This window comes from Pseudomonas sp. JZ134, assembly GCF_051027695.1.
Taxonomy (GTDB): Bacteria; Pseudomonadota; Gammaproteobacteria; order Pseudomonadales; family Pseudomonadaceae; genus Chryseomonas; species Chryseomonas luteola.
The window spans coordinates 798089-823782 of record NZ_CP069250.1 but is presented as its reverse complement, the minus strand read 5'-3'; the positions used below and the strand labels follow the sequence as shown (position 1 = coordinate 823782).

Here is a 25694-nt window from a genome sequence, read left to right as displayed (position 1 = left end):
AGGGACAATTTCATGGGATTTAACTGTGGCATCGTCGGCTTGCCCAACGTTGGCAAGTCCACTCTATTCAACGCCCTCACCAAGTCCGGCATTGCTGCAGAAAACTTTCCGTTCTGCACCATCGAGCCGAACAGCGGCATAGTGCCAATGCCTGATGCTCGACTCAATGCACTGGCCGAGATCGTCAAGCCCGAGCGCGTAATCCCTACAACCATGGAGTTCGTGGATATCGCCGGCCTGGTAGAAGGCGCATCCAAAGGCGAAGGCCTTGGAAACAAGTTTCTGGCCAACATCCGCGAAACCGATGCCATTGCTCATGTGGTTCGCTGCTTTGAAGACGAAAACGTTATTCACGTAGCCAACTCCGTTGACCCCAAGCGAGACATTGAGGTCATTGACCTTGAGCTGATTTTTGCGGACCTGGAAAGCTGTGAGAAGCAATTGCAGCGAGTGGTTCGCAACGCCAAGGGCGGCGACAAGGAGGCAGTAGCTCAAAAAGCACTTCTTGAAAAGCTGATTCCTCATTTCGAAGCAGGAAAGCCTGCGCGCAGCCTGTTGAAGGACATGGATGACGAGCAGAAGCGCATGGTACGCGGCTTTCATCTGTTGACCAGCAAGCCAGTCATGTATATCGCCAACGTGGCTGAAGACGGATTCGAAAATAATCCGCATCTGGATATCGTCAAAGGCATTGCTGCCGAAGAAGGCGCAATTGTCGTTCCGGTATGCAACAAAATCGAAGCTGAAATTGCCGAGCTGGATGATGGTGAAGAAAAGGATATGTTCCTTGAGTCGCTAGGCTTGGAAGAACCCGGCCTGAACCGCGTAATCCGCGCTGGCTATGAACTGCTGAATCTACAGACCTATTTCACTGCCGGAGTGAAGGAGGTTCGTGCCTGGACCGTCAAGGTGGGCGCTACCGCGCCACAGGCAGCTGCCGTGATTCACACTGACTTTGAGAAAGGCTTCATCCGCGCCGAAGTGGTCGCCTATGACGACTTTATTCAGTACAAGGGTGAAAATGGCGCGAAGGAAGCAGGCAAATGGCGCCTGGAAGGTAAGGATTATATCGTCAAGGATGGCGACGTTATGCACTTCCGCTTCAACGTCTGATCTGCTCAGCGGACCTGCGATGCAGGTCCGCTCCCCTTCCCTTCTACCTGCACATGCTCAAGACAGCAGCAACTTACGCCTACTGGTTGACTGGCAAAGCCGCATGCAGCTGAGTCAGGTCGTTGACCTTGTCGTATAGCTTGTCGGTACTGGTAGCCATGGCGGTAGGCACGAACTGGTTAGGCTAGGAAAAACCAGCGGCCATGATAGTAAATTTCCACTGCGCCTCAACCTTGCATAAGGCAACAGCAGTCACTTGATTTGACGTTCCTGCTTGCCAAATAGTGCTTCAAAGTCTCTTACCAATGCCTCGAATGCTCTTTCCAGATCAGGCACAGTTGCTCATAACGACTCCATCACGACAAGCTCACTTCAGCTCTTTTACAGAAGTGCTGCGTTAATCTTTCAGGAAGAAATAAAGGTAGCGTGAGCAAAATGGAGGACGAAGCAATAAGGACCATTTTGCCGATACGACAGAATGGCCCTCAGCATAGGTATCGGTCAGTTGCCGGCAGATAGCCCTGCGTACAGCCGTGTCAGCTCGTTCATCTGCTTGAACAGCGTATCGGCACTGGAGGCCATTGCTGTGGGGACATAGTTGTCGGGAGTGGTTAGATCTACCGCCGTACGGGTGAATTTCCACTGAGCTTCGGCTTTACGCAGCGAAGTGGCAATTTCAGGGTTGGGCGTGCCCGCGGTATTGAGTTCTGTCATGACGGTATCGAACTCACCGACGGACTTGTCAAACGCCTCTTCCAGCCCGGGCGCCTGCACACCCCAGTTCTTGGCCATGTACAGCATGGCGATCCGCTGGCTTAGCACTCGGTTCCAGCCACTACGGTTCACCAGACGGGAAGACTCACCACCGTTGTTCTTTGCGACGAGATCCGTCAGCTTTTGGCACTGATCCAAGAGCTGATCACTGACGCCCAGCATGGCGACGGCCTGATCCTTGTCAGGATTAGCCTGAACCAGCTGCTTGTATTCCTGCCAAGTCTTCTCTATCTCGCTGAGTTTGCTGCGAATTTCAGTATTCGGTGCGAACTCGACAAGTAATTTGTGATGGTTGTCGAACAGTGTAACGGTGTCCTTGAGCTGCTTGGCTGCAACGTCTACGCGAACACCGGACCCCATCATCAGGTAATCTTTGGCCATGCGTTGGCCCAGCGTGCGCTGAAGGCCAGCCATGTTCATCGCTTCTTCAGGGGTAATGGCCGCCCAGCAAGAGGCACTAACAAGACTGACGCCCAAAACGGCTACACGCAAAAAATCCTTTAGCATTTACTTCTCCAAAAGGGCCATTCGCTGGCCAGGCAAAGCGGGGCCTTTTTTAGAAACAGCAAGGCGCCGCGAATAGTTAAGCTCCGCGGTTATCGATTTAATTAGTGCGGGATGTGGTATGAAGGCGAATCGTCATGACAGCTGATGTCATAACGCCATCGAATCATAAGGCCGCTATTGTAGCGTCTTGAAAAGTCAATAGGACGTTTTTACTAGGACATAATGTCGCCCCTGCCCAGAAGCGTGACAGCGACAGCACCTCCGCTGGAACAAGGGCACATTGGAAGCAGGCCGCTTACATGATCAACCGCTAACCCGCAAAGGACCGCCAACCGGAACGTACTCAACAGGTGTCTCACCTGGGAGGTCTTGGACAGGGTCGTCCTGATAGCCGAACCCTTCCTCCTTCAGGTTGATGGAATGCGTGCTGTGTTCTCGGGCACTCGTATTGCTCAGTTTGGTAAACAGGCGATCATCATCCTGCAAGGTGAAGCGGTCTCCTGGGCAAAGCTGTGCGAAAGTGATCGTGGCGGCGGTACTCATCAAGCAGTCTCCTTATAACCGTTGAGGTCTCTTATGAATGGAGAGTTTCCGGTCGATCAAGGTTCCGAACAGCGACCGGAACTGACTTGCAGAGCACACATTGCAGAATAAAAAAGGCTCGCCTGGAAACGACGAGCCAAGACGTGGAAAACCGTTTAGCGCTTGGCCTTGCGCTTATTTCGGTACTGGTCGATGACAACGGCCACCACAATGATGATGCCCTTGATGATGTCCTGGATGTAAGCGTCGACCCCGAGGAAGGTAAAGCCGCTGGCCATGACGCCCAGAATCAGGGCGCCGATGACCGTTCCGGTAATACGCCCTACGCCGCCCGCCAGGCTGGTACCGCCAATCACGGCGGCGGCAATCGCATCCAACTCGTAGGACATACCCATCCCCGCCTGACCTGTAGCGGCTCGGGCCGAGGCAACGACACCAGCGAGGCCTGCTAGAAGGCCAGCGATGCTATAGACGATGATCAAATGGCGCTTGACGTTGATGCCCGAGATGCGAGCCGCCTGCATGTTGCCGCCAATGGCATAGGTGTACTTACCGTATTTGGTATACCGCAGGGCGATATGAAAGATGACAGCCACGACCAGAAAGATGATGACCGGCATGGCACCGCTGCCAATGGCGGTGTACGAGTCGGACAGCATGCTGATGGGCTGACCTTCGGTGTAATAACGCGCCAGACCGCGGGCCGACACCATCATGCCCAGCGTGGCGATGAAAGGAGGAATGCCGGTAGCGGCAATAATACTTCCGTTAATGACGCCGGCCAGCAGTCCCACGCCTAATCCGGCCATGATCGGCACCCACACCGGCATGTCGGTCAATGAAGGGAAGACCGCGCGGCCAAAATCAGACGTTTGCGCCAGACTGGCCGCAACCATTGCGGAAAGCGCAAGCACGGAGCCTGAAGACAGATCGATTCCTGTCGTGATAATGACCTGGGTAACGCCAATGGCCAGAAGACCAATGATGGAAACCTGGAGAATCATCAACACCAGGCGCTGGGAGTTCATGAGAAAACTCTGATCACGCATGACCCAGCCGAACAGCTCGAACACCAGGCCAATACCCAATAGTACGAGCAGAATACCCACTTCAGTAGGAATACGCCGCTTGGTCTTCCTGGGTACCTCAGCTGTTTTGTTTTCAGTGATAGCATTCATAGTGATTTCCTCTTCTCCTGCTTTCGCCCAGGCGAACGTGCCCGCTGACTACTGCCAGGCCGCTATGCGTATCGATATGCGAAGAAAACCTCCGCCCCTACTCAGTGAATCGCTCTGATTCCGGATGCGTGATGCATGATCCGTTCTTGCGTGGCCTCGTCGCGGTCGAGCACGCCAGTCACTTCCCCTTCATGCATGACCAGGATGCGATCGCTCATGCCGAGCACTTCAGGCAGTTCGGACGAGATCATGATGACAGCCATGCCTTCACTGGCCAGCAGAGAGATCAGCCGATAGATCTCAGCCTTGGCACCCACGTCGATCCCTCGCGTCGGCTCATCCAGAATGAGGACACGCGGGTTGGTCATCAGCCACCGTGCCAGCAACGCCTTTTGCTGATTACCGCCGGACAGGTTGGCAATGCACTGCTCCAGCGAAGGCGTCTTGACGCGCAGCTTCCTGCACATATCTTCGCAGAGGTCGCGCAGTGGTTTTTGCTGGACGAAACCGCTACCGCTGTAATTGGGCAGGACCGCGACCTCCATATTCTCCAGAACCGACAGGCATGGAAAAATGCCGGTGTCCTTCCGGTCCTCGGTCAGGAGCGCCAGTCCTTTCTGAATGGCCAGACAGGGGTCGCTCATGGTGATTTTTTCACCGTCCAGGTAGATTTCCCCGCTGGTGGCTGGCGTGACACCAAACAGGGTTTCGGCTACGTTGGTGCGCCCCGACCCCATAAGGCCGGCGATGCCAAGGATTTCACCCGCACGCAGGTCGAACGATACGTCTTTGAAGATGCCGTCCAGGGACAGGTTGCGTACCGAGAGCATGACCTTGTCGGTCGGAGCGGTACGTTCGGGAAACAGCTGAGTCAGCTCACGGCCTACCATCATGGAGATCAGGCTGTCGCCATCCATGCTTTCCGCACGCTGCAGGCCGATGTAGGAACCATCCCGGAAGACCGCGACCTCATCGGCAATCTGGAAAACTTCATCCATCTTGTGCGTGATATAGATGATGCCCTTTCCCTGCGCCTTAAGGTCAGCAATGATCGAGAACAGGTGAGCCACTTCTTTTTCGGTGATAGCTGAGGTGGGCTCGTCCATGATGAGAATATCGGAGTCATAGGAAACCGCCTTGGCAATCTCGACCATTTGCCGGCCAGCAATGCTGAGGTTGCCGACCGGCTCTTCAGGATCGAGATCAATCCGCAGGCGCGCCAGCAGCGCTTCGGTATTACGGTGCATGGCACCATGATCGACCATGTGCAGGGCGTTGAGCGGTTCACGGCCCAACCAGATGTTCTCGGCAATAGTCATGAAAGGCATCAGGTTGAGTTCCTGATGGATCATGGCGATGCCTGACTGCAAGGCAGCCAGCGGCGTTTCGAACGTCACGGGCTTGCCGCGCAGACGAATCTCACCACTGTCGGGCTGATGAATTCCTGCAATGATCTTCATGAGGGTGGATTTACCCGCCCCGTTTTCTCCCATCAGCGCCAACACAGTGCCTGGACGAACACGGAGCTGCACATCGGATAGAGCCACAACGCCTGGAAAGCCTTTGCTGACGTTCAGGATTTCCAGCAGGTACTCCGTACCCATGGGGTCGGCTTCGTAATTGATCTGTTTGTAGGTTGAGGGCGTTACAGCAGTAGTTGAGCCGAGCATCTTATTCTTCTCCTCGGAACGTTCGTGAGCGCCAGCTGAAGCAGGGCGCTGGCGTCTGATCGTTATTTACTCTGGAATTGCTGATAGTTCTCGGGGGTAACCAGCTGCACCGGAACCCAGATGTCGCCTTGCAGGTTTTCCTTGTTGACGAGGCGGACGGCGGCATCTACCGAGCCGGCCCCGATACCGACGGTATCGCGGTACACCGTTACACTTAGCAGTCCGCGCTTGATGGCAGCCAGGCCGTCGGCCGTGCCGTCGACACCGCCTGCCATGACGTCCTTGCGACCGGCCTGACGCAGTGCCATGGCTGCACCGATACCCATCTCATCGTTATTGGCCGCAACAGCATCGATCGCCTTGCCGGACAGGAGCCAATTGCTCATCAGATCCATGCCTTTGTCACGTTCCCAGTTGGCGGATTGCTCTTCTACCACCTTGATATCGGGGTATTTAGCCAGAACATCCTTCACCCCAGTCGTGCGCTTGCGCGTATCGTCATGGGCCAGTCGGCCAAGGATGATAGCGAGGTTTCCCTTGCCGCCCATCTTTTCGGCAAGATACTCCATTTGCATCTGGCCAATGCGACGCTCATCCGTGCCTACAAACACGACACCTGCCGGGAAACTGTCTACTTCAGGGCGGCTGTTGAGATAAACCAGCGGGATACCCGCCTGGGTAACGCGCTCAGTGATCTTGCGGGTCGCGGCCGTATCAGCTGGGTTGACGATGATGGCATCAACTTTCTGACTGATGAAGTTTTCAACCTGCCCTAGCTGACGCACTACATCACCACCCGCATCCTCAAGTTGCAGGGAGGCGCCACCAGGTATCTCTTTGGCACGCGCCTGCATGGCCTGAACAAGGTAGGCGATGTAGTTATCGTACTGTGCGACCGCCACACCGATTTTCATATCGGACCAAGCCAGCGGAGAGATAAGCAGGCAGAACAGCAAACCCAGACAGCGCTTCATGGTGGCTCCTTAAGCCTTATGCACCAGCATCATGCTGGCATCGAAAAAGGCAAACCCCGTCGCGGCAGAGCACTGAGCCGGAACGGTTCTGTTCGGAGTGCGACGTGAGCAGGACGAAGGGCCATGCTGGTTGCACGATAGGACATGCGCGCTGAGCAAGCTGAGGCTCGAAGCGAGTACGCGACGGTCTACGGCTGGTAGACCGCTCGGAGTCGTCCTGTAAGGAAGAGAGGGTTTCATCGACAGTACCTGTTTGTTCTTGTTGGTGTGTACGCCTCCTGTGAAGGAGGTGCGTTACAGTCGTCAACCTTGGATCAGAATCTACTAGAATAAATTTTCCATTACAACGCAATTTCCGAATTTATTTTTCATTATATGAATAACCCGCTCTACCATAAGCGTTCCAGCTGAACACCTATATGAGCGCTGTGCCGGTCAGTGCTAAAGACACCTGTGCTCGATAATGCCGAGCCGGGTGCCAGAGGATCAGCAGCCCGTTGCGCACCAGGGCTCCAGACGGCATAGGTCACGTAGAAATGCACCTCAGGACGGGCCTTACGAAAGGTGGGGCCATTAGGCGACCAGATAGGCGCAATGGTCAGTCCATACATGGTGCGCCTGCCAATGGAATACCACTGCTACGTGCCATCGAGACAGCGTTTATCACGCGGATATATCATCTGAAACTGGCTGCCAAAGCGCCGGGTTGCCTGCCAGTCGAAAAACTCAACCACCCGGAAACTGGCGCTGCCCTTGTTATAAACCGTCGGTCCTATAGGCCCTAGCGCCACACCCGGCTCCGTACTGGACTGCCAAGGTGTTACCGCTGCCCCACCCTATGCAAAGCAGCAAAAGCGAGTCCATGGTGCGTACTGGAATCAGTGAGAAAGTAGCGCCGCAGAACGCGGCGCAAAAGACGGTGTTGCGTTAGTGCTTGATGCGGCTCTGGAACGAATCCACATTCTCGGGCGTGATCAGCTCATAAGGAATCCAGACGTTTTGCTCAACCGGCTCCTTTTTTGCCAGCTTTACGGCTGCTTCCACAGCGCCATCAGCCTGCCCTTTGGCATCCTGGAAGACAGAGGCTGCCAGCATGCCGCGCTTGACCGCAGCCAGACCATCCGGCGTGCCGTCAACGCCTCCGATCAATACCGAGCCCTTTGCCTTGCCGGCCTGCTGTAGCGCCATGGCCGCGCCAATTGCCATTTCATCGTTGTTGGACGAAACCGCATCGAACTCCTTACCTGACAGGAGCCAGTTGCTCATCAGGTCCATGCCCTTGTCACGCATGTAATTGGCCGTCTGCTCTTCTACTACTTTGATCTCGGGATACTTGGCCAGAACCTCCTTTACCCCCTTGGTGCGGTTATGCGTGGAGTTGTTGGCCAGATCGCCCAGCATGATGACCAGATTCCCCTTACCGCCCATTTTATCGGCCAGGTACTGCATCTGCAGGCGTCCGGCTTCCAGGTCGTTGGATGTCACTGTAACCACGCCTTTTGGCAGGTTTTCCTCATCCGGGCGGCGATTGACATACACCAGCGGAATCCCGGCTTTCGTCGCCGCCTCGGTGATATTGCGGGTAGCTGCAGTATCGACCGGGTTGACGATAATGGCGTCGACCTTCTGGCTTACAAAGCTTTGTACTTGGTTGAGCTGCTTGACCACATCGCTGCGAGCATCCTCGAACTGTAACTGAACGCCTTCATCCTTGGCTTTCCTGGCCATCGACTCGCGCAGGTACGTCAGCCAGTTGTCGTCAAACTGCGCCATGCTGACCCCGACCTTGATATCGGCTGCCATAGTGGTTGTAGCCATGAACAGCGACAGGGCTGCGGCGGCGATTCGTTTGCTCATCTGCATGATGAATGACTCCAGATATTGTGAGTGTTATGGGTGGAAGTGCATCACGATCAAGCAGAGCCCCAGGGCGGGACTCCCCTTTCTTACGAACAGGAACGCGTCATTCTTGGCGATTACCCAGGCAAGCCAGAAGGCAGCGGGAACCAGTCAGGCAAAAGACCGGGTAGGAAAAGCGAGGCGGCGCGGCCAGAAAGGCCGCTTGAGCGCAGAGAGGATTATCGTTCATCGACGGCACCTTTTTGTTTTTATCGGCCTGCCCGTACAAGCCCTGTACGGGTCGTGAAATCGTCAATCTGATTCAGACTGTATTGGAATTTAATTTCCAAAGCAACAGCATATAGAATTATCTTTTTTTATCGCAACAGTGGTAGAAAATGGCAGTTTGCAGGGCGTTGTAAAGCCGGGAAGCAATTCTCGGCTCCAGGCTTCTATAAGGATGAGAACGAGATGATCAGCCCAGCGTAATAACCTGACCCTGCTGAGCACTGCGGCGGGCGGCATCAAGGATGCGTGTGGTTTCCAGGGCGTCTTCCAACGAAACAGGCAGTTCGCCTTTTCCGCTCAGGGCAGCTGCCAGGTGCTCATAGAAGAGGTCCCAGCGGCCCCGCTCGGAGGGCACCAGCTCACGCTCTTCGCCATGCTGCATCCAGCCCCAGCGCAGGTGGTCCTCAACGCCCCAGCGGTCCCGCTCGGTCTTGGGTGAACGTCCCGCCAGGAGTGCCTGATCCTGCCCATCCAGGCACTCGATCCGATAGCAGCCTTCGGTGCCGTTAACCTTGAGCCGAGGCCCTGGATTGTGCTGAATCGTACTGCCCCAGAGACGTGAGATGACACCGTTTTGATGGGTAAGCGACAGGAAGAAGTCCTCATCGAGTTGCTGCTGCTCATCCATGAAACGGACCTCGGCATAGACCGAGCGTACCGATCCGAACAGCCAGAGCGCTTGATCGACCAGATGACTGCCCAGATCCCGCAATAAACCTCCACCACTGGCGTTACCCCGAGTGCCGGATACAAAGGTTTCCACACGCGATTCGAATGTAAGGACTTCGCCCAACTTGCCTGACGTAATCATCCGGCGAGCGGTACGGATGTCCGAGTCCCAACGGCGGTTCATGTAAACCGTGAGTGGTACGCCAGCTTCGCGCGCGGCTGAGATCAGTAGTTGAGCACGCGATTCGTCCAAGGCAAACGGCTTGTCGCTGACGACGGGAACGCCTCTGGAGACAGCCTCCAGAATCATGCCTTCCCGGATTTCGGGCGGCGTGGAAATTACCACAGCATCAACACCGGCATCGATCAGCTCGGCTAGCGTGTCGTAGGCGGGTACGCCGGGATAATCCTGTTGCAATTCGGCGCGGCGCTCAGATGAACGTATTACGACACCCACCAGGGCGATAGGTGACACTGACGTGATCAGGGGCGCATGGAAAAACCGTCCGCCCTTACCATAACCCACCAAACCAACACGCATAAAACCTCCAAGCAATAACAGGCCTACCCTGTGTCCGACAACGAAGCGCGTCAGGGTCCTTTTTTAGTAGGGGAAATAGCCGTCTTGCATGACGGCTGCGCAAGCCGGGAGCCCGTAAACAGCTCCCGGTCGAAAGAGATGGATTAGCCAAGCTCCCGCTTGACCCGCTCCAGCATGAAGCGGCTCGATTCATCAGCTCGATCTTCGAAGCCAAACACCGCCACGGTGGCGATACCGTCGAACTTCATCTCTCGCAGCGTGGAGAAGAATGCCTCCCAGTCCACCTCGCCCTGACCGATATCCAGATGCTGGTGAACCGTAGCGTTTACGCCCGGCGGATTGACGATATAACGAAGGCCCGACGAAGCCCGATGGTTCCAGGTGTCGGCAATGATCACATGGGTCAGCTTATCGCCCGCGTAGTGCAGCATCGAGGCAATATCGCCCTTGCCGTCATCGTAGAAAAAAGTGTGTGGCGCAGCGTACAGGTAGTTCACGAAGTCTTTGTCGAGGCCACGGATCAGGTCGACCGACTCGTTGTTGCGCTCGCTGAAGTCATAGGGATGCGCCTGGATGTCGAGCTTGATGCCTTCGCGTTCGAAGATTGGCAGGAGTTCTTCCATGGACTTCATGAACTGGTTTTCGCACACCAGCGGCTGGTCCGACTGACCACTGAATTCGGTGTTCATGAGATCGCAGTCCATTTCCACGGAGATCTCGATAGCGCGCTTCCAGTTACGAACCGCTGCCTTGCGCAGCTCCTCATCCGGTGCAGCCCAATGATAGACCGGTAGCAGCGAGGACAGCTTTACACCGGTATCGCTCAGTGCCTTTCTGAATTCACGGATCCGAGCCTTGTCGACGCGTGGGTACTTGTAGAACGGCAGGAAATCGTCCCGCGGGGACAGTTCGATGTATTCGTAACCCAGCTCCGCCACCTTATCCACCATCTTGGGAATGGGCAGGAAACGGTACATGTTCGGGTCCAGACAAATACGCATGATCTGTGCTCCTCTGGCGGCCTCTCCCCTCAGGAAGAGGCCTGTTTATTGGTTATAGTGACGGCTTATTCGTAGAACGCAGGACGCTGCGGCAGGCGGATCGGCTCGATGGCGCCGCTACGCTGGGCAGCGACACAGGCATCGGCGGTCACGGCGGCGGTGTAACCATCCCATGAGGATGGACCGGTGATCCTGCCCGCCTTGATGCCGTCAATGAATGCCTGCAGCTCCACGTCGTAGGCGTCGATGAAACGCTGCTTCCAGTCCATGAGGATTTCAGTGGACAACTTGGCACCGCTGCGCAACTGAACGGAGGCAGGTTCCGGCAGCTTGGCAATGCCACGCTCGCCAACAACTTCGCACTGAATGTCGTAGCCGTACTGGCAGTTAACAAAGACTTCGACGTCGATGCGGGTGCCCTTGGCAGTTTCCAGCAGCACGATCTGCGGGTCTTTCAGGTGAGCAAAGGCCTGGGAGGTCTTGCGGGGATAAATGACCTGGGCTGACACATACTGGTCATCCAGCAACCAGCTCAAGACATTAATCTCATGGATCAGCGTGTCGACGATGGCCATCTCGGTGGTATAGGACTCGCCTACCGTCGGGTTGCGGTGCGCCGCGTGAATCATCAGCGGCTCACCGATCTTGTCGCTGTCGATCACGGCCTTGAGCGCGCGATAGCCTTGATCGTAAGGACGCATGAAACCGACCTGCACCAGCCGCTTGCCATGCTCCATCTCAGCCTCGACGATTTTCTTACAGCCCTCTGCCGTGACGGCCAGCGGTTTTTCGCAGAAGACCGGCTTGCCGGCCGCGATAGCCGACAGCACGAACTCTTCATGGCTTGGTCCCCAGGAGGTAACCAGAATCGCGTCCACTTCCGGTGCATTGATCAGGTCGTGGCCGCTGGCATAAACCTCGGCTTCAATGCCCTGCTGCTGGACGACCTTGGCGGCCTGCTCCTGATTGATGTCGTTGACTGCCACGACTGTACTGCCCACCAGTGCATGACTGCACCGACGAATGTGATCCTGTCCGATAGCCCCTGTTCCGATTACGCCGATACGCAGTGTCATGGTCATTCTCCGTTTGGAATTCTTGTTCGAAAAACGTTGGGGTAATACCGGGCGTGATAGGCATCGCTGCACTCAACCCATCGGCGCCCTGCAAATCAGTACTGTCGCGCTTTGGCAGTGTTCTCCTTGAGCATGCGTGACACTGCCTGGACCTTCTCGCTCGTGGAGACTTCGGCACCACCGACGCGCCACCAGGAGAGGTATTTGTGAATCATGGTCTTGGGCAGGACCTTGATGTCGATCAGCGTGGAGACCGTCTGCCGACGCGCGTCTTCCAGCGCGGTATGAAGTTCGTCCAGCGTCTTCACACGGTAGGTTTTGCAGCCATAGGCGGCGGCGCTCATGGCGAAATCCACCGGGACAAAGCCGCCATCGAGCTTGCCGGTTTCTGGGTTGCGATAGCGGAACTCGGTACCAAAGCTGTCCATGCCGTGCTCCATCTGCAGGTTGTTGATGCAGCCGAACGTCATGTTGTCCAACAGGATCACGTTGATCTTCTGGCGTTCCTGAATGGACGTTGCCAGTTCGGAGTGCAGCATCATGTAGGAGCCATCGCCGACCAGGGCATAGACTTCGCGTTCGGGCTCGGCCATCTTCACACCCAGAGCCGCATTGATTTCATAGCCCATGCAGGAGTAGCCATACTCCAGGTGATAGGTGTTAGTGCCTTTGCTGCGCCAGGCCCGCTGTAGATCGCCCGGCAGGCTGCCGGCAGCCGCAACGATGATGTCTTCGTTGGCCAGGGTTTCATTCAGCGCGCCCAGCACGCGGCTTTGGGTCAGGCTGGAGCCGGTCAGCTCGACAAACTCTTCGAGCACGGCACGTGGCAGGTGATCGTCGATCTCGGGTACAAAGTTTTCGGTACCGTACTCGACGCTGTAGACGCGATCGATTTCCTCCTTGAGCCTGGCGCGGGCCTGCTGGGGGGCATCGCCCCATTGCGCCTTGTAGCCAGTACGACCCAAGGCTTCGCCTAGTGCATCCAGCCCCACTTTCGCATCCGCTACGACCTGCACGGCGTCGAGTTTGTAGGCATCGAAGGCACTGGCGTTGAGATTGATAAATTGGACGTCCGGGTTCTGGAAAATCCACTTGGACGAGGTGGTGAAATCGGTGTAACGCGTGCCGACGCCAATGACCAGGTCGGCTTCCTTGGCCAGCATATTCGCTGCCAGGCAACCCGTCTCGCCGATTCCCCCCACGTTCAATTCATGGGCCGAGACGATGGCGCTCTTGCCCGCCTGGGTCTCGGCGAACGGGATTTCGAAGCGCTCGGCAAAGCGCTGTAGGGCTTCGGCTGCGCCGGAATACTTTACGCCACCGCCACAAATCAGCAGCGGCTTGCGCTTGCCCTGGAGCAGCGCCACGGCATCGTCCAGCATGGCCTCAGTGGCTGGGCGGCGGTCGATGCGGTGCACGCGCTTCTGGAAAAAGTAATTCGGGTAATCGTAGGCTTCGCCTTGCACGTCCTGCGGCAGGGCCAGGGTTACGGCACCGGTTTCGGCCGGGTCGGTCAGCACGCGCATGGCATTGATGGCAGCGGTCATCAATTGCTCGGGACGGGTGATGCGATCCCAGTACTTACTGACGGCCCGGAACGCATCGTTGGTGCTGATGGAGAGATCGTGGGACTGTTCGATCTGCTGCAACACCGGATCGGGTTGGCGACTGGCATAGACGTCCCCCGGCAGGAGCAGTACTGGAATCCGGTTGGCTGTTGCAGTGGCTGCCGCGGTGATCATGTTGGCCGCCCCTGGGCCGACCGATGAGGTGCAGGCATAAATCTGGCGACGCAGCTTCTGCTTGGCAAAGCCTACGGCGGCATGGACCATGCCCTGCTCGTTACGGCCCTGATGGATGATTAGATCCCCAGCGTCCTGCTCCAGCGCCTGCCCAAGCCCCAGCACGTTGCCGTGCCCAAAGATGGTAAAGATGCCTTTGACGAACTTGGTTTCAACCCCATCGACGCTCACGTACTGGTTATCGAGAAACTTCACCAGCGCCTGGGCCATGGTCAGTCGTGTTGTACTCATGTTGTCACCCTTTCAATTCCACGCCTGGGGTCGAGTACAGGGCGACATGTACCGCCCTGCCTTGCCCTTTGTTATAGGTACTGTCTCTGCTTAGGCCACCTGCCCTTCGGCAGCGTCTACACGTGCTTTCAGATGCTGCATGCTGGCTAGCAATGACGGCTGAATATCCGTCAGCGCATGGACGCTTTCGGCGAACGGCTCGAACGACAGGTGGCCGTTATAGCCCAGCTTGAGCAGCTCACGAACCTGTGCGGCATTGCCTAGGATGTCGGCCTCGCCCACCAGCACGCGGTGGCCATCACGGATGGTGTTCAACGGCAGCGCACCGTCCTCCACACCCGAGATGTGCACCAGACCGGTCATCTCCGGGAAGAACTCTTGCTCACCTGCCAAATGATGGTGGAAGGTGTCATGCACGACACGGAACACATCGCGCCCGCCTACGGCATTGATAGCGTCTACGGCATCGCGCTTGCGGCGCAGCGAGCATTCCTCAAAGCCCAGCGGCTCGACAAAGCCCAGGATGCCGTGCTCACGCAGGATTGGCGCCAGCTCGGTCAGCGAGGTATGCAGGTCACGAGCGCGTTCGGCCTCGCTGCGCGGGTCTTTGGGATCGTTGAGCGGGCACATGACCAGACCCTCGGCACCACAGTCGCGGGCGTAGGCTGCCAGCTTTAACGTCTGGGCACGACGCTCGTCATTCCACACATCGAAGGGATACAGCGCATTGATCGACAGCACACGGATGCCCTTCTCCTGGCACAGCTGACGTACGCGTGAAGCGGGAGTGCCATCCTCTATTTCGATGCCTTTGAGGTCGTTGCGGATCTCAATGGCATCCGCGTTAAGCGTGATAGCAAGCGAGATGAACTCTTCCAGCGGCAGGCGTGGGGCAACCATGCGGTTAAGGGCAAAACGTAAGGGCTGGCTCATCTTGTTGTTCTCCAGGATTCGATAAACGCAGTGCTGGTTTAGGGTATGGGTTATTTAGCGGTCGGCATGCTGAACTCGGCACCCTTGGCGATGCTGTCGGGCCAGCGCTGCATGACGCTCTTGTAACGGGTATAGAAGCGGATACCTTCCTCGCCATAGGCGTGGTGGTCGCCAAACAGAGAGCGCTTCCAGCCACCAAAGGAATGCCAGGCCATGGGAACAGGAATCGGTACGTTGATACCGACCATGCCCACCTGGATGGAGCGGGCAAACGCGCGGGCCACGCCACCGTCGGTGGTAAAGCAGGACACGCCATTGCCAAACTCATGGGCGTTGATCAACTCCACGGCCGAGGCAAAGTCCGGCACGCGCACGATGCCCAACACCGGGCCGAAGATTTCGTCCTTGTAGATGGTCATCTCGGGCTTGACCTGATCGAACAGCGTTGCACCAACGAAGAAGCCATTCTCGGCACCCGGCACCTTGAAGTTGCGACCGTCAACGATCAGTTGCGCACCTTCCTCAACACCTTTGGTGATGTAGCCCTCGACCTTGGCCTTGTGCTGAGCGGTCACCAGCGGGCCCATGTCGGCGTCGCCTTCCATGCCGTTGCGGACACGTAGGTTGTCGATGCGGGGCAAAAGCTTTTCGATCAGCTTGTCGCCCACATCGCCTACGGCCACGGCGATGGAAATCGCCATGCAGCGCTCACCGGCGGAGCCATAACCGGCACCGATCAAGGCATCGGCCGCCTGATCCAGATCAGCATCCGGCATGACGATCATGTGATTCTTCGCGCCACCCAGGGCCTGAACGCGCTTACCGCGGCGGGTCCCTTCCTGGTAGATGTATTCGGCGATGGGTGTAGAACCCACGAAGGAGATGGCTTCGACATCCGGGTGTTGCAGCAAGGCGTCTACGGCTTCCTTGTCACCCTGTACCACATTGAACACACCATCGGGCAAACCGGCCTGCTTGAGCAGATCCGCCATGAGCAGGCTGGCGGAAGGATCGCGCTCGGAAGGCTTGAGAATAAAGGTATTGCCGGTGGCCAGTGCCATCGGGATCATCCACAGCGGCACCATGACCGGGAAGTTGAACGGCGTGATCCCGGCACAAACGCCTAGCGCCTGACGCATGTTGTAGTTGTCGATGCCACCACCGATGTTGTCGGTGAACGCTGTTTTCATCAAATGGGGCGCACCGCAGGCAAACTCGACAACTTCGATACCGCGGGTAACTTCCCCCATGGCATCGGACAGGACCTTGCCATGTTCGGACGTGATGAGCTGCGCCAGCTCCTTGTGGTGCTTGTCCAACAGCTCCTTGAACTTGAACAGGATGCGCGAACGGCGCAGAGCCGATTGTTCGGACCAGGCCGGAAACGCGGCCTTGGCGGCTGCGACAGCTTCATCCACCGTTTGGGTGGTTGCCAGCGCCACACGGGCCTTCACTTGCCCCAACGCCGGATTGAACACATCGCTGTAACGCTCGGTGCCCGCTTCCTGGACCTGACCATTAATGTAATGGCCGATGACTGTTTCTTGACTCATGTCGAACTCCTTAGGGGCCGCTCGAAGCACGGCGTAGCTAACAAAACCAATGGATCCTTACCGCGATCCGCTCTTATCAAATGGGCTTGGATGACAAGGCCCGACCGGTTTTCCGAGTACTGGCCGGCATGGGCTGGCGACGAATCTTGGCCAGCATCACGCCTTCCATTTTTTCCAGCGATACACCACGGGTTTCAGGGACGAAACGGATGACGAACCAGTAGCTGAACACGCCAAAGCCTGCGAACAGCCACATCGGGAAGGCACCATTGAATGTGCTCATCAGGTAGGGATGGTCATTGATCATCGGGAATGTCTGGGTCACCAGGAAGTTGGCAATCCACATGCTGCACACGGCCACACTCATGCCCAGCGAGCGCAGACGATTCGGAAAAATCTCAGAGATCAGAACCCAGGTGCCGATTCCCCAGGACAACGCATACAGCAGCATGAACAGCAGCATCCCGAACAGCGTCAGGTAGCCGTCCTGATGGGTGTACATGGCGTAAGAAGTGATCAGGAGTCCGCTGACCGAGCCGATGGTGCCGTACTTCATCAGCGGAATCCGGCCGACGCGGTCGATCAGCCAGGCGCCGATCAGCGTGCCCACCAGCTGCATCACGCCAATCCAGATGGTCTGGAACAACGCGGACTCGGTACTGGCGGTGACGCCTTTGAGTACCATCGGCGCGTAATACATCATCACGTTCACGCCGCTGACCTGCTGAAGCATGGCCAGCATGCACCCGACAAACAGGATCATCCCCAAGCCGGACCTGCGCAGCTCCACTTTTTGCGGGCAGCCCTGGCGGTCCTGCTTCAATGAGTCCTTGATCTCTGCCAGGAGATGCCCGGCATGCTCGGCGTTGGAAATACGTGTCAGCGTCTTCAGGGCCTTATCGTCCTGACCGACCATCACCTGCCAGCGGGGCGACTCCGGAATGGTGAATACCATGATGCAGAAGAAAATGCAGGGCACGACTTCGGAGCCGATCATCCAGCGCCAGCCGTAATAGACCAGCCACTCCGCTGCTACATCACGGGCAATCAGGTAATTCACGGTAAAGACGATCACCTGGCCGGCGACGATGGCAATCGACTGCATGCCCAGGGCGCGCCCCCGCATGCCTTTGGGCGAGACCTCGGACATATACATGGGCGAGACCGTAGCCGCCAGACCCACGGCCAACCCGCCAATCATGCGGTAGATGACAAACCAGACGAAGCTGTCGACCACCGCCGCCCCTACTGCTGAAACGGTAAACAGCACAGCGGCCAGAACGAGCGCCTTCTTACGACCCAGACAGCCGGCTACCCAGCCTGCGCTCAAGGCACCGACGACGCAGCCGATGACCACATTGGAAACCGCCCAGCCGGTCTCGGCCGCAGACAGGGAAAAATACGCACGCAGCGAGTCCACAGCGCCGGAAATGACAGCAGTGTCATACCCGAACAGAATGCCGCCTAACGCCGCCACGGCGCAGATTCTCAGCACATAACCGATGTCATGGCGATGTGCATGGGTGGAAGTAGGGATCGTCATATCGCTCGCTCTGGTTCTTGTTATTGGGTTTCCAGAAGTCAGCTACTACGAAGTTGCTTCTGATCGTGTATTCGGCTCGTGCACTCCTTGAAGCGCGTTGTCGTGGCTCCCGCCAACCATGGCGGGAGTTCGGTGTTGAAGCGGATCAGCCCTGAAGCAGCCACTCATGGGCCGGGTCGTTATGAAATTTCCAGACACGCTTAGGCCCGGCCATCACGTTGAGGTAATAGGAGGTGTATCCCCAGGGTACGGCAACCGGGTGGTAGCCCTTGGGAACGAGTACCACATCGTTGTTTTCCACGGTCATGGCCTGATCGATGCTGCGGTCGTCGGTATAGACACGCTGGAAGGCAAAGCCCTGGGGCGGATTCAGACGGTGGTAATAGGACTCCTCCAGAAAGCTCTGTGCCGGCAGGTCATCCGTGTCGTGCTTGTGGGGCGGATAGCTGGAGGAATGACCAGACGGCGTGATCACCTCTACGACCAGCAGCGAATGCGCCTCGGCCGTGTCCGGCAGGATGTCGCAGACGTAACGGGTGTTGGCGTCCTTGCCTCGGGTTGAACGCTTCATGGTTGCTGGCTCGATCAGCCGGGGCGGCAACGTTTCTTCTGGATTGCCCGGCGCCAGACATACAGCAATTTCCGCATCACCGTGGGCTATCACCAGGGCTTCAGTAGCGGGCGGCAGGTAAGCTGCATAGGGTGACTTGTCCTCGAACACGCTTTGGCGATCGCCAATGTGTTCCCAGGCAAACGCACCCTTCTGCGGGTGATTCGCCTTGATGGTCGCCTTGCCGGTCAGCAGTACGATGCACACTTCTCTGTCCTGTCCGTTCACAGGCAGCTCATCGCCATCCTTGAGCTTATGGGCCGAAAAGCCCACGTATTCGAGTGCATTGTCGGGTACCTGGACCAGCGTGCGGCGTTCAGCGGAGCCTTTGACAAGCAAATCCATACAACCTCCTCTTAATAAAGGGTGAGTCGAGCGTTGGCGCGGGATACCAGTGCACGCAGCGTTTCATACCCTTTCTGGGCGTAGAGATAACTGGGCGCTACGGCCGGATCCTGTTCGGCCTCCACTACCAGCCAGCCGCGGTAGTTGGCGGCATACAAGGTGTCGAGCAGTGGCCCAAATTCGATGTCGCCATCGCCGGGCACCGTAAAGGTGCCGTTGACGATACAATCCGGGAAACTCCATTGGTTGTTACGGGCCAGCTGCACAACATTCTTGCGAACGTCCTTGAAGTGCACATGGCAAACGCGGTCGATATGTTTCTTTAATACGGCCAGCGGATCGCCACCGCCCATGTAGCAGTGGCCTGCGTCGAACAGGAGGCCGACCTCCTCGCCAGTCACCTCCATCAGCCGATCAATGTCCTCGGGGGACTCCACATAGGCCCCCATATGGTGGTGGTAGGCCAGACGCACCCCCTGGGACTGGGTGAAGCGTGCCAGAGCCGTCAGCTTGTCGCCGTAAACCTTCCACTGCTCGTCTGTATAAAAGCGTGGACGTTCAACCAGAGGGACCCGCTTGCTCTGAATGGAACCGGCCACTTCGCCATATACCAGGACCTTAGCGTTATTTTCGGCTAACAGGCGGCAATGCTCGGCAATGTCCTTGATTTCATCTTCTGCGCTGCGATGCGCCATGAGGCTTGAGTACCAGCCGGACACCAGCTCCAGCCCGTACTCGCCCAGCACGTCACGCACACCTTCCGGCGTCTTGGGAAACTTGCCGTTGAGCTCAAACCCCTGGTAACCGATCTCCTTACCCTCACGCAGTGCTGTGCTCAGCGGGGTTTCGCCGCCCAGCGAAGGGAGGTCGTCATTGCTCCAGGAGATCGGATTGATCCCGATCTTGACCGGTGAATTCGTCATGGTTGCCACACCTAATCTTGTTGTTGTCTGGTAGTGCGAAAAGTCGAGACGTATCAGCCCAGGCGGCGAGCCTCACGCCAGGATTTGATCAGGAACTCGAAGGTCGACTGCACCCGGCTGATCAACGCTTCGTCATCGATCTCACCGGCAAGCCAGGCGCGGCTCGGCTCCTGAAAGATCGTCCGGCCAACGGCAAACCCGCGACAGGTCTTGCTGGCACTGGCATGACGGAACCCTTCAGCCAGCTCTTCGGCCGGTGCATTGAGTCCCAGCAGCACAACCCCATGGCAATACGGATCGCGCTCGGTGATAAGTTCATCCAACTTTTCCCACACCGCCTCAGGCTGGGACTCGATCTTCCACCAGTTGGGGTAGATTCCGATGTTGTAGAGCCGCTTGATGGCGCGGTAGAGCACATCCGGCTGATCGGAGGTGTGGTTCTTCGGCGGAATCACCTCCAGCAGCAGCTCATGCCCGCTGACCTGAGCCGCTTCGTATAACCCCTTGAGCTGAGCTTCCTGCTCAAGGCGAAGCTCAGGCTCATCGTCCGGGTGAAACTGCACCAGACACTTGATGATCTGCTCCTGAGGCCACTTGATGAGATTGCTGCCAATGGAACGGCCATGCTCGAACGCCAGGGGACGCGAGCCCTGCAATTCCACCGGACGGGCAATCCACCAGCCACGCCCCGTTGCCGTATTGAGGGCATCCTGGCCGAAACGCTCATCGGCCAGCAAACCAACATCGCCCTGCACGCCTTTCTCCCTCAGATCCGCTTCCACCCGCTCGATGGCACGGATGAACAGCTGCTTCAGCTCGGGAATGGCCTTGAGGTCGCGCCCGGCCTGCTGCGCCAGCTCCACCAGCTGACCGCGGTGATCGAAGGCAAAGATGTACAGCGGTTGCCAGGTCTTGCGCGGCACGCTTACCTGATGCAAGCGATTGAGCGCAGGGTCCAGATCCGGTCGGGTAATCGGTATCGGGCTGTTGAAGAAATAATCGAGCTCCGCCAGGGTAGGCATGGCCGGTGCACAGGCATGACGGGAGACGACCAGACCGCCACAGGCATTGGCCAGCTGACAGCAACGCTCATCGTCACCGCCGGTAAGCCACCCGCGCAGGAAGCCGGACATGAACGCGTCACCTGCGCCCAGCACATTGAGCACTTCCACACGGATGCCCTGGTAAATGCTGCCGTCTTCCAGGCGCTCGGGAATCTCGCCATGAATCACGGTGCAGCCCAGCGCGCCCAGCTTGACCACCAGTGTCGCCTCGCTGACTTCACGCACCTTGCGAAGGGCAGTCAGCAGATCATCCGAGCCGCCGGCAATCATGAACTCTTCTTCAGTTCCGACGACCAGATCGAAACGCGGCAGGATACGCTGAACGTGGGCGCTTACCTGTGCATTGGCAATAAAACGGGTCTCACCATCCGCCTTACCGGTGAGACCCCAAAGTACCGGACGATAGTCAATGTCCAGTACACGCTTGACGTTGTGCTTCTCGGCATAGTCCAGCGCACGGCTGCTCGCCTTGTAGACGCCCTCGGTGGAGAAGTGCGTACCGGTGATGAGCAAGGCCTTGCTTGAAGCGATGAAGGATTCGTCGATGTCTTCCTCGCGCAGCGCCATGTCGGCGCAGTTTTCGCGATAGAACACCAGAGGAAAGGTTTCACGGTCCTTGATTCCCAGCAGGACCATGGCGGTCAGCCGCTCGGGGTCGACCTTGATGGCCCGGGTATCACAGCCTTCCTTGTTCAGAGATTCCACCAGGAAGCGGCCCATATGGTCATCGCCGACGCGGGTCAGCATGGCGGACTTCAACCCCAACCGGGCGGTGCCAAAGGCGATGTTGGCGGATGAGCCGCCCAGGTACTTGGCAAAACTGCTCACATCTTCGAGCCGTGCCCCGATCTGCTGTGCATACAGATCGACGCCAAGGCGCCCAAGACAGATGACATCCAGCTGACGTCCATTGGCAAAGGTTGTGTCGCCCATGGTGGCTCCTATTTATTTTTATCGGCCTGCGGTCTTTCGCACCGGGGGTGCTGAACGAGTTGAAGTCAGCCTAAAACGTCTTCACGCATTAATCAAACATTTTTTCCATGTTTTCTATTTTGGAATTTTATTTCCACAAGCGAAGCGAAAAAGTCCTTTTGGCTTGAAGGTAGAAAAATCAGGATCCTGAGCGTTATTCAGATAATCACAGGGGTCAGCCAAACCGTAACCAAATGTGGCAGAACCAGGGATATACCATTGAAATAAGATAACATTACAGATTGCACTATCTGCTGATGTGTCTCATGGAACGACCTTAAATGACCTCAACGTCCCACCGCCTCAAAAGCATCGATGCCCTGCGCGGGCTCGTGATTGTATTCATGCTGCTCGATCATGTTCGCGAAACGTTCTTCCTGCATCGGCAGGTCATCGACCCCATGGATGTCGCCTCGACCTCACCTGACCTGTTCTTCAGCCGGATTGCCAGTCACCTATGCGCACCGGTCTTCGTCTTCCTGACAGGCCTGGGTGCCTTTCTTTATGGCGCAAAGCACAATGATCGGGCTGCGGTTTCCAGCTTCCTGTTCAAGCGCGGGCTATTTCTGGTCATTCTGGAATTTACGCTGGTCAGCCTGGCCTGGTCGTTCCAGTTCCCACCCAAGGTGATCTATCTGCAAGTAATCTGGGCCATTGGCCTGAGCATGATCATGCTGTCGGCACTGGTCTGGTTGCCCCGCGCAGCGCTGATCGCCATCGGCCTCGTGCTGGTAGCCGGGCACAATCTGTTGGACGGGGTGCATTTTCCGGCAGGCTCGCCCTTCCATGTCCCATGGGCGATATTGCATGACCGCGGCTGGATCGAATTGGGCGAAAGCCTGCGGCTGCGGACGTCCTATCCGCTTCTGCCCTGGATTGGCGTGATTGCGCTGGGCTATGCCGTGGGTCCGTGGTTTACCCAGCTGAACCCGTCCGAGCGCCAGAAGCGTCTGTTAGGCTGGGGGATTGGCGCCCTGTTGCTCTTCCTGGTATTGCGGATGATCAATGGCTATGGTCAGGCGCAGCAGTGGGTCACCGGAGAAACACCCCTGCTGACGGTGATGAGCTTTCTGAACATCACCAAGTACCCCCCCTCCCTGCTATTCCTCTCGCTCATACTGGGCCTGGGCCTGTTATTACTCGTGCTGTTCGAGCGCAAGCCGGAAAGCCGTCTGCTGCACTGGTTTACCGTGTTTGGCGCGGCACCGATGTTCTTCTACATCCTGCATCTGTACGTGTTGGGCGTGCTGTACCGGATTGCCGTTGCCTTGTTCGGCCTCAATCAGGGAACGTACTTCGGCTTTGATCATGTCTGGGCCTTGTGGATCAGCGCCATCGTGCTGGCCTTTGCGCTCTACTGGCCGGTTCGCTGGTTTGCCCACCTCAAGGCGCGCCGCCGCGATATCACCTGGTTGAAGTATTTCTAGAACGAAACGGGGCGCCTGATAGGCGCCCCGTTTAACAGGTAATCAACATGAGCAGCGCTTAGCGCTTACGTTCCCACACTTCCAGCGCATATGCCGGACGGCCATCCTCGGACGGGTGCTCGTCACGCGATACCCGCTGCCACTGCTGCTCATCCCATTCGGGGAAATACACATCCCCTTCCGGCTCCAGTGCTACACGGGTGAGGTAGAAGCGATCCGCATCAGGCAGCGCCTCGATGAAGAGCTGCGCCCCGCCGATCAGCATAACCTCACTGGCACCCTGCTCCCTGGCCCAGGACTCGGCTCGCGTCACCGCATCATCCAGCGATGTAAAGGTTTCGGCACCTTCGAGCGTCAGATCGGTCTGACGGCTGACGACCAGATTCAAACGCCCTGGCAATGGACGACCCAGCGAATCCCAGGTCTTTCGACCCATGATCACCGGCTTGCCCAAGGTCACGGCCTTGAAGTATTTGAGTTCTGCCGGCAAGTGCCAGGGCAGACGATTTTCGTGGCCGATCACGCCATTGTCGGCGACCGCCACGATCAAGCTGAGAGGAAGTGTCTTGTTCATAGCCGCGCAGCATAGCAGAGCACAACCGCCTTGCCAGTGGCTTGCCAGTTAACACGCCGGATGCCGACCCGTTATTCTCCGCGCATCCCCAGGACGAGTTTGACGAGTGACCGAACCCACTACTGCCCCTTCCGATTCCACCCTTGATGCACTCTGGCTGACCGAAGCCGTCCGCCTGACCGAGGAAGAAGCCGGTCCGCTGGAAGACAGCGAGGCCAACCGCCGCGCGCGCGCCGCCGGCGGCAGCTTCATGCAGCGCCTGAACCTGCGCGCCCATCTGTTAGGCCAGCGTGACGGCCTGATCGAAGCCCGTCGCCACTGGCGTCAGGGTGCCACCCTCGCCTTCTGGCTGCTCGCCTTTCTGGCTGTATTGTCCGGTGCCGGCCTCGGCTTTGGCGCTCTGGGCGATGGCATGCGCCCGGTCAATGTCTTCTGGGCCCTGGGCAGTCTGTTGGGCCTGCACCTGTTGACCCTGCTGTTATGGCTGATCGGCTTTTTCGGCGGTGGACGCAGCGCCAGTGTGTTGGGCCGCCTCTGGCTGTGGCTGGCCGGCAAGCTGGCCCGGGATGCTCGCGCAGCCCAGCTCGGCCCAGCACTGCTTATTCTCCTCGGTCGTCAACGGCTGGTGCGCTGGGGGCTGGGCACACTGGTGCATGGGCTCTGGCTGCTGGCCTTGAGTGCAGCGCTGGGCATCCTGCTTGCCCTGCTGGCGACCCGCAGCTACAGCTTTATCTGGGAAACCACCATTCTAAGCAGCGATACCTTTGTCACCATGACTCACGCGCTGGGTGCGCTGCCTGCATTGCTGGGTTTCCCCATGCCGGATATCGAGACCATTCGTGCCAGTGGCAACGCGGCACAGGGGCTTGAGGCGGCACGTCATGCCTGGGCCGGTTGGCTGGTAGGCGTGCTGATTGTCTATGGCCTCATTCCCCGCGCGCTTCTCTTTGCCCTCTGCCTCTGGCAATGGCAACGCCGCCGCCAGCAACTGACGCTGGATATCGAGCAGCCCGGCTATGTACTGCTGCGTGAAAAGCTGATGCCCACCACCGAGCGTCTGGGCGTCAACGACGCTGCGCCTGAGCAGCTGCCGGAGCCGTCTGCCGGTAACCTCGAAATTGCCGGTGAAAGTGCTGTGCTGGTCGCGATTGAGCTGGACGACACACAGGCCTGGCCACCCGCGCTGCCGGACACCGTGCGCAACGCCGGTGTACTGGACGACGGACAGCAGCGCCGCCGCTTGCTGGAGCAACTCACCCGTTATCCGCCCGTACGCCTGGTGATTGCCTGCGATCCCCGTCGTTCACCGGACCGGGGCACCCTGTCCTTGATCGGCGAACTAGCCCGCTGCGCAGGTACTACCCGCGTCTGGCTGCTACCTGCGCCTGCAGACACCCAACTGGATGCCGACCGCCTCGATGATTGGCGCCAGGGGCTGGATCGAATGGCACTTCCCCATGGAGAACGGTCTCCGCTGGAATGGTTGGAGACTGGACATGAATAAGTGGCGTTTGAACGCGGTTGGAGTAAGCAAGGCGATGCCC

Annotated in this window: 22 protein-coding genes; 3 read left to right on the top strand and 19 right to left on the bottom strand. The window is 57.6% G+C overall.

Going from position 1 to position 25694, the window contains the following annotated elements:
• The first annotated feature begins 12 nt into the window (after positions 1-12).
• Positions 13-1113 (top strand): redox-regulated ATPase YchF, encoded by a 1101-nt coding sequence (gene ychF, locus JQR86_RS03620; RefSeq protein ID WP_010795625.1) that lies wholly within the window; start codon positions 13-15, stop codon positions 1111-1113.
• 501 nt (positions 1114-1614) lie between these two features.
• Here ychF and JQR86_RS03615 read toward each other — a convergent pair.
• The 18 genes from JQR86_RS03615 to JQR86_RS03530 all read right to left on the bottom strand — a co-directional run bounded on the left by JQR86_RS03615 (position 1615) and on the right by JQR86_RS03530 (position 22110).
• The gene (locus JQR86_RS03615; RefSeq protein WP_434154356.1) at positions 1615-2394 is read right to left on the bottom strand and encodes a type IV pili methyl-accepting chemotaxis transducer N-terminal domain-containing protein; all 780 of its coding nucleotides are present in this window, start codon (positions 2392-2394) and stop codon (positions 1615-1617) included.
• Between the two features lie 303 nt (positions 2395-2697).
• Complete coding sequence (locus tag JQR86_RS03610) at positions 2698-2937, bottom strand: hypothetical protein (RefSeq protein WP_019364850.1); 240 nt, start codon at positions 2935-2937, stop codon at positions 2698-2700.
• A 155-nt stretch (positions 2938-3092) separates the two neighbouring features.
• A complete protein-coding gene (locus tag JQR86_RS03605; protein ID WP_019364849.1) occupies positions 3093-4115 on the bottom strand; it encodes an ABC transporter permease in 1023 nt (340 codons plus the stop codon).
• A 101-nt stretch (positions 4116-4216) separates the two neighbouring features.
• The gene (locus tag JQR86_RS03600) at positions 4217-5785 is read right to left on the bottom strand and encodes a sugar ABC transporter ATP-binding protein (RefSeq protein WP_434154355.1); all 1569 of its coding nucleotides are present in this window, start codon (positions 5783-5785) and stop codon (positions 4217-4219) included.
• Between the two features lie 62 nt (positions 5786-5847).
• Complete coding sequence (locus tag JQR86_RS03595; protein ID WP_434154354.1) at positions 5848-6759, bottom strand: sugar ABC transporter substrate-binding protein; 912 nt, start codon at positions 6757-6759, stop codon at positions 5848-5850.
• 389 nt (positions 6760-7148) lie between these two features.
• Positions 7149-7370 (bottom strand): carbohydrate porin, encoded by a 222-nt coding sequence (locus JQR86_RS03590; RefSeq protein ID WP_434154353.1) that lies wholly within the window; start codon positions 7368-7370, stop codon positions 7149-7151.
• Between the two features lie 316 nt (positions 7371-7686).
• Positions 7687-8622, bottom strand: a complete 936-nt coding sequence (locus JQR86_RS03585; protein ID WP_074822314.1) for a sugar ABC transporter substrate-binding protein — start codon at positions 8620-8622, stop codon at positions 7687-7689.
• A 100-nt stretch (positions 8623-8722) separates the two neighbouring features.
• Positions 8723-8848: a hypothetical protein gene (locus JQR86_RS03580; RefSeq protein WP_258019713.1), complete on the bottom strand. Its 126-nt coding sequence runs from the start codon at positions 8846-8848 to the stop codon at positions 8723-8725.
• 225 nt (positions 8849-9073) lie between these two features.
• Positions 9074-10096 (bottom strand): Gfo/Idh/MocA family protein, encoded by a 1023-nt coding sequence (locus JQR86_RS03575; protein ID WP_434154352.1) that lies wholly within the window; start codon positions 10094-10096, stop codon positions 9074-9076.
• A 143-nt stretch (positions 10097-10239) separates the two neighbouring features.
• Positions 10240-11097 (bottom strand): sugar phosphate isomerase/epimerase family protein, encoded by an 858-nt coding sequence (locus JQR86_RS03570; RefSeq protein ID WP_010795635.1) that lies wholly within the window; start codon positions 11095-11097, stop codon positions 10240-10242.
• A 65-nt stretch (positions 11098-11162) separates the two neighbouring features.
• Positions 11163-12173 (bottom strand): Gfo/Idh/MocA family protein, encoded by a 1011-nt coding sequence (locus JQR86_RS03565; RefSeq protein ID WP_434154351.1) that lies wholly within the window; start codon positions 12171-12173, stop codon positions 11163-11165.
• Between the two features lie 95 nt (positions 12174-12268).
• Positions 12269-14206 carry a 3D-(3,5/4)-trihydroxycyclohexane-1,2-dione acylhydrolase (decyclizing) gene (iolD, locus tag JQR86_RS03560; protein ID WP_434154350.1) on the bottom strand — a complete coding sequence of 646 codons (1938 nt, stop codon included), beginning with the start codon at positions 14204-14206 and terminating at the stop codon, positions 12269-12271.
• A 90-nt stretch (positions 14207-14296) separates the two neighbouring features.
• Positions 14297-15139 carry a TIM barrel protein gene (locus JQR86_RS03555; protein ID WP_434154349.1) on the bottom strand — a complete coding sequence of 281 codons (843 nt, stop codon included), beginning with the start codon at positions 15137-15139 and terminating at the stop codon, positions 14297-14299.
• Between the two features lie 50 nt (positions 15140-15189).
• The gene (locus JQR86_RS03550) at positions 15190-16692 is read right to left on the bottom strand and encodes a CoA-acylating methylmalonate-semialdehyde dehydrogenase (RefSeq protein WP_434154348.1); all 1503 of its coding nucleotides are present in this window, start codon (positions 16690-16692) and stop codon (positions 15190-15192) included.
• Between the two features lie 76 nt (positions 16693-16768).
• Complete coding sequence (locus JQR86_RS03545; protein WP_434154347.1) at positions 16769-18235, bottom strand: sugar porter family MFS transporter; 1467 nt, start codon at positions 18233-18235, stop codon at positions 16769-16771.
• 145 nt (positions 18236-18380) lie between these two features.
• Complete coding sequence (iolB, locus tag JQR86_RS03540) at positions 18381-19190, bottom strand: 5-deoxy-glucuronate isomerase (RefSeq protein ID WP_434154346.1); 810 nt, start codon at positions 19188-19190, stop codon at positions 18381-18383.
• 11 nt (positions 19191-19201) lie between these two features.
• The gene (gene iolE / locus JQR86_RS03535; protein ID WP_434154345.1) at positions 19202-20113 is read right to left on the bottom strand and encodes a myo-inosose-2 dehydratase; all 912 of its coding nucleotides are present in this window, start codon (positions 20111-20113) and stop codon (positions 19202-19204) included.
• A 53-nt stretch (positions 20114-20166) separates the two neighbouring features.
• Positions 20167-22110, bottom strand: coding sequence for a bifunctional 5-dehydro-2-deoxygluconokinase/5-dehydro-2-deoxyphosphogluconate aldolase (locus JQR86_RS03530; protein WP_122041726.1), 1944 nt, complete (start codon positions 22108-22110; stop codon positions 20167-20169).
• A 320-nt stretch (positions 22111-22430) separates the two neighbouring features.
• On the opposite strand from JQR86_RS03530, the gene JQR86_RS03525 reads away from it, so the two are divergent.
• Positions 22431-23576, top strand: coding sequence for a DUF1624 domain-containing protein (locus tag JQR86_RS03525; protein WP_434154343.1), 1146 nt, complete (start codon positions 22431-22433; stop codon positions 23574-23576).
• Between the two features lie 58 nt (positions 23577-23634).
• Here JQR86_RS03525 and JQR86_RS03520 read toward each other — a convergent pair whose 3' ends face one another.
• Positions 23635-24150, bottom strand: coding sequence for a dihydrofolate reductase (locus JQR86_RS03520; protein WP_010795645.1), 516 nt, complete (start codon positions 24148-24150; stop codon positions 23635-23637).
• 106 nt (positions 24151-24256) lie between these two features.
• On the opposite strand from JQR86_RS03520, the gene JQR86_RS03515 reads away from it, so the two are divergent.
• Positions 24257-25654 carry a DUF2868 domain-containing protein gene (locus tag JQR86_RS03515; RefSeq protein WP_434154342.1) on the top strand — a complete coding sequence of 466 codons (1398 nt, stop codon included), beginning with the start codon at positions 24257-24259 and terminating at the stop codon, positions 25652-25654.
• Positions 25655-25694 lie beyond the last annotated feature (40 nt).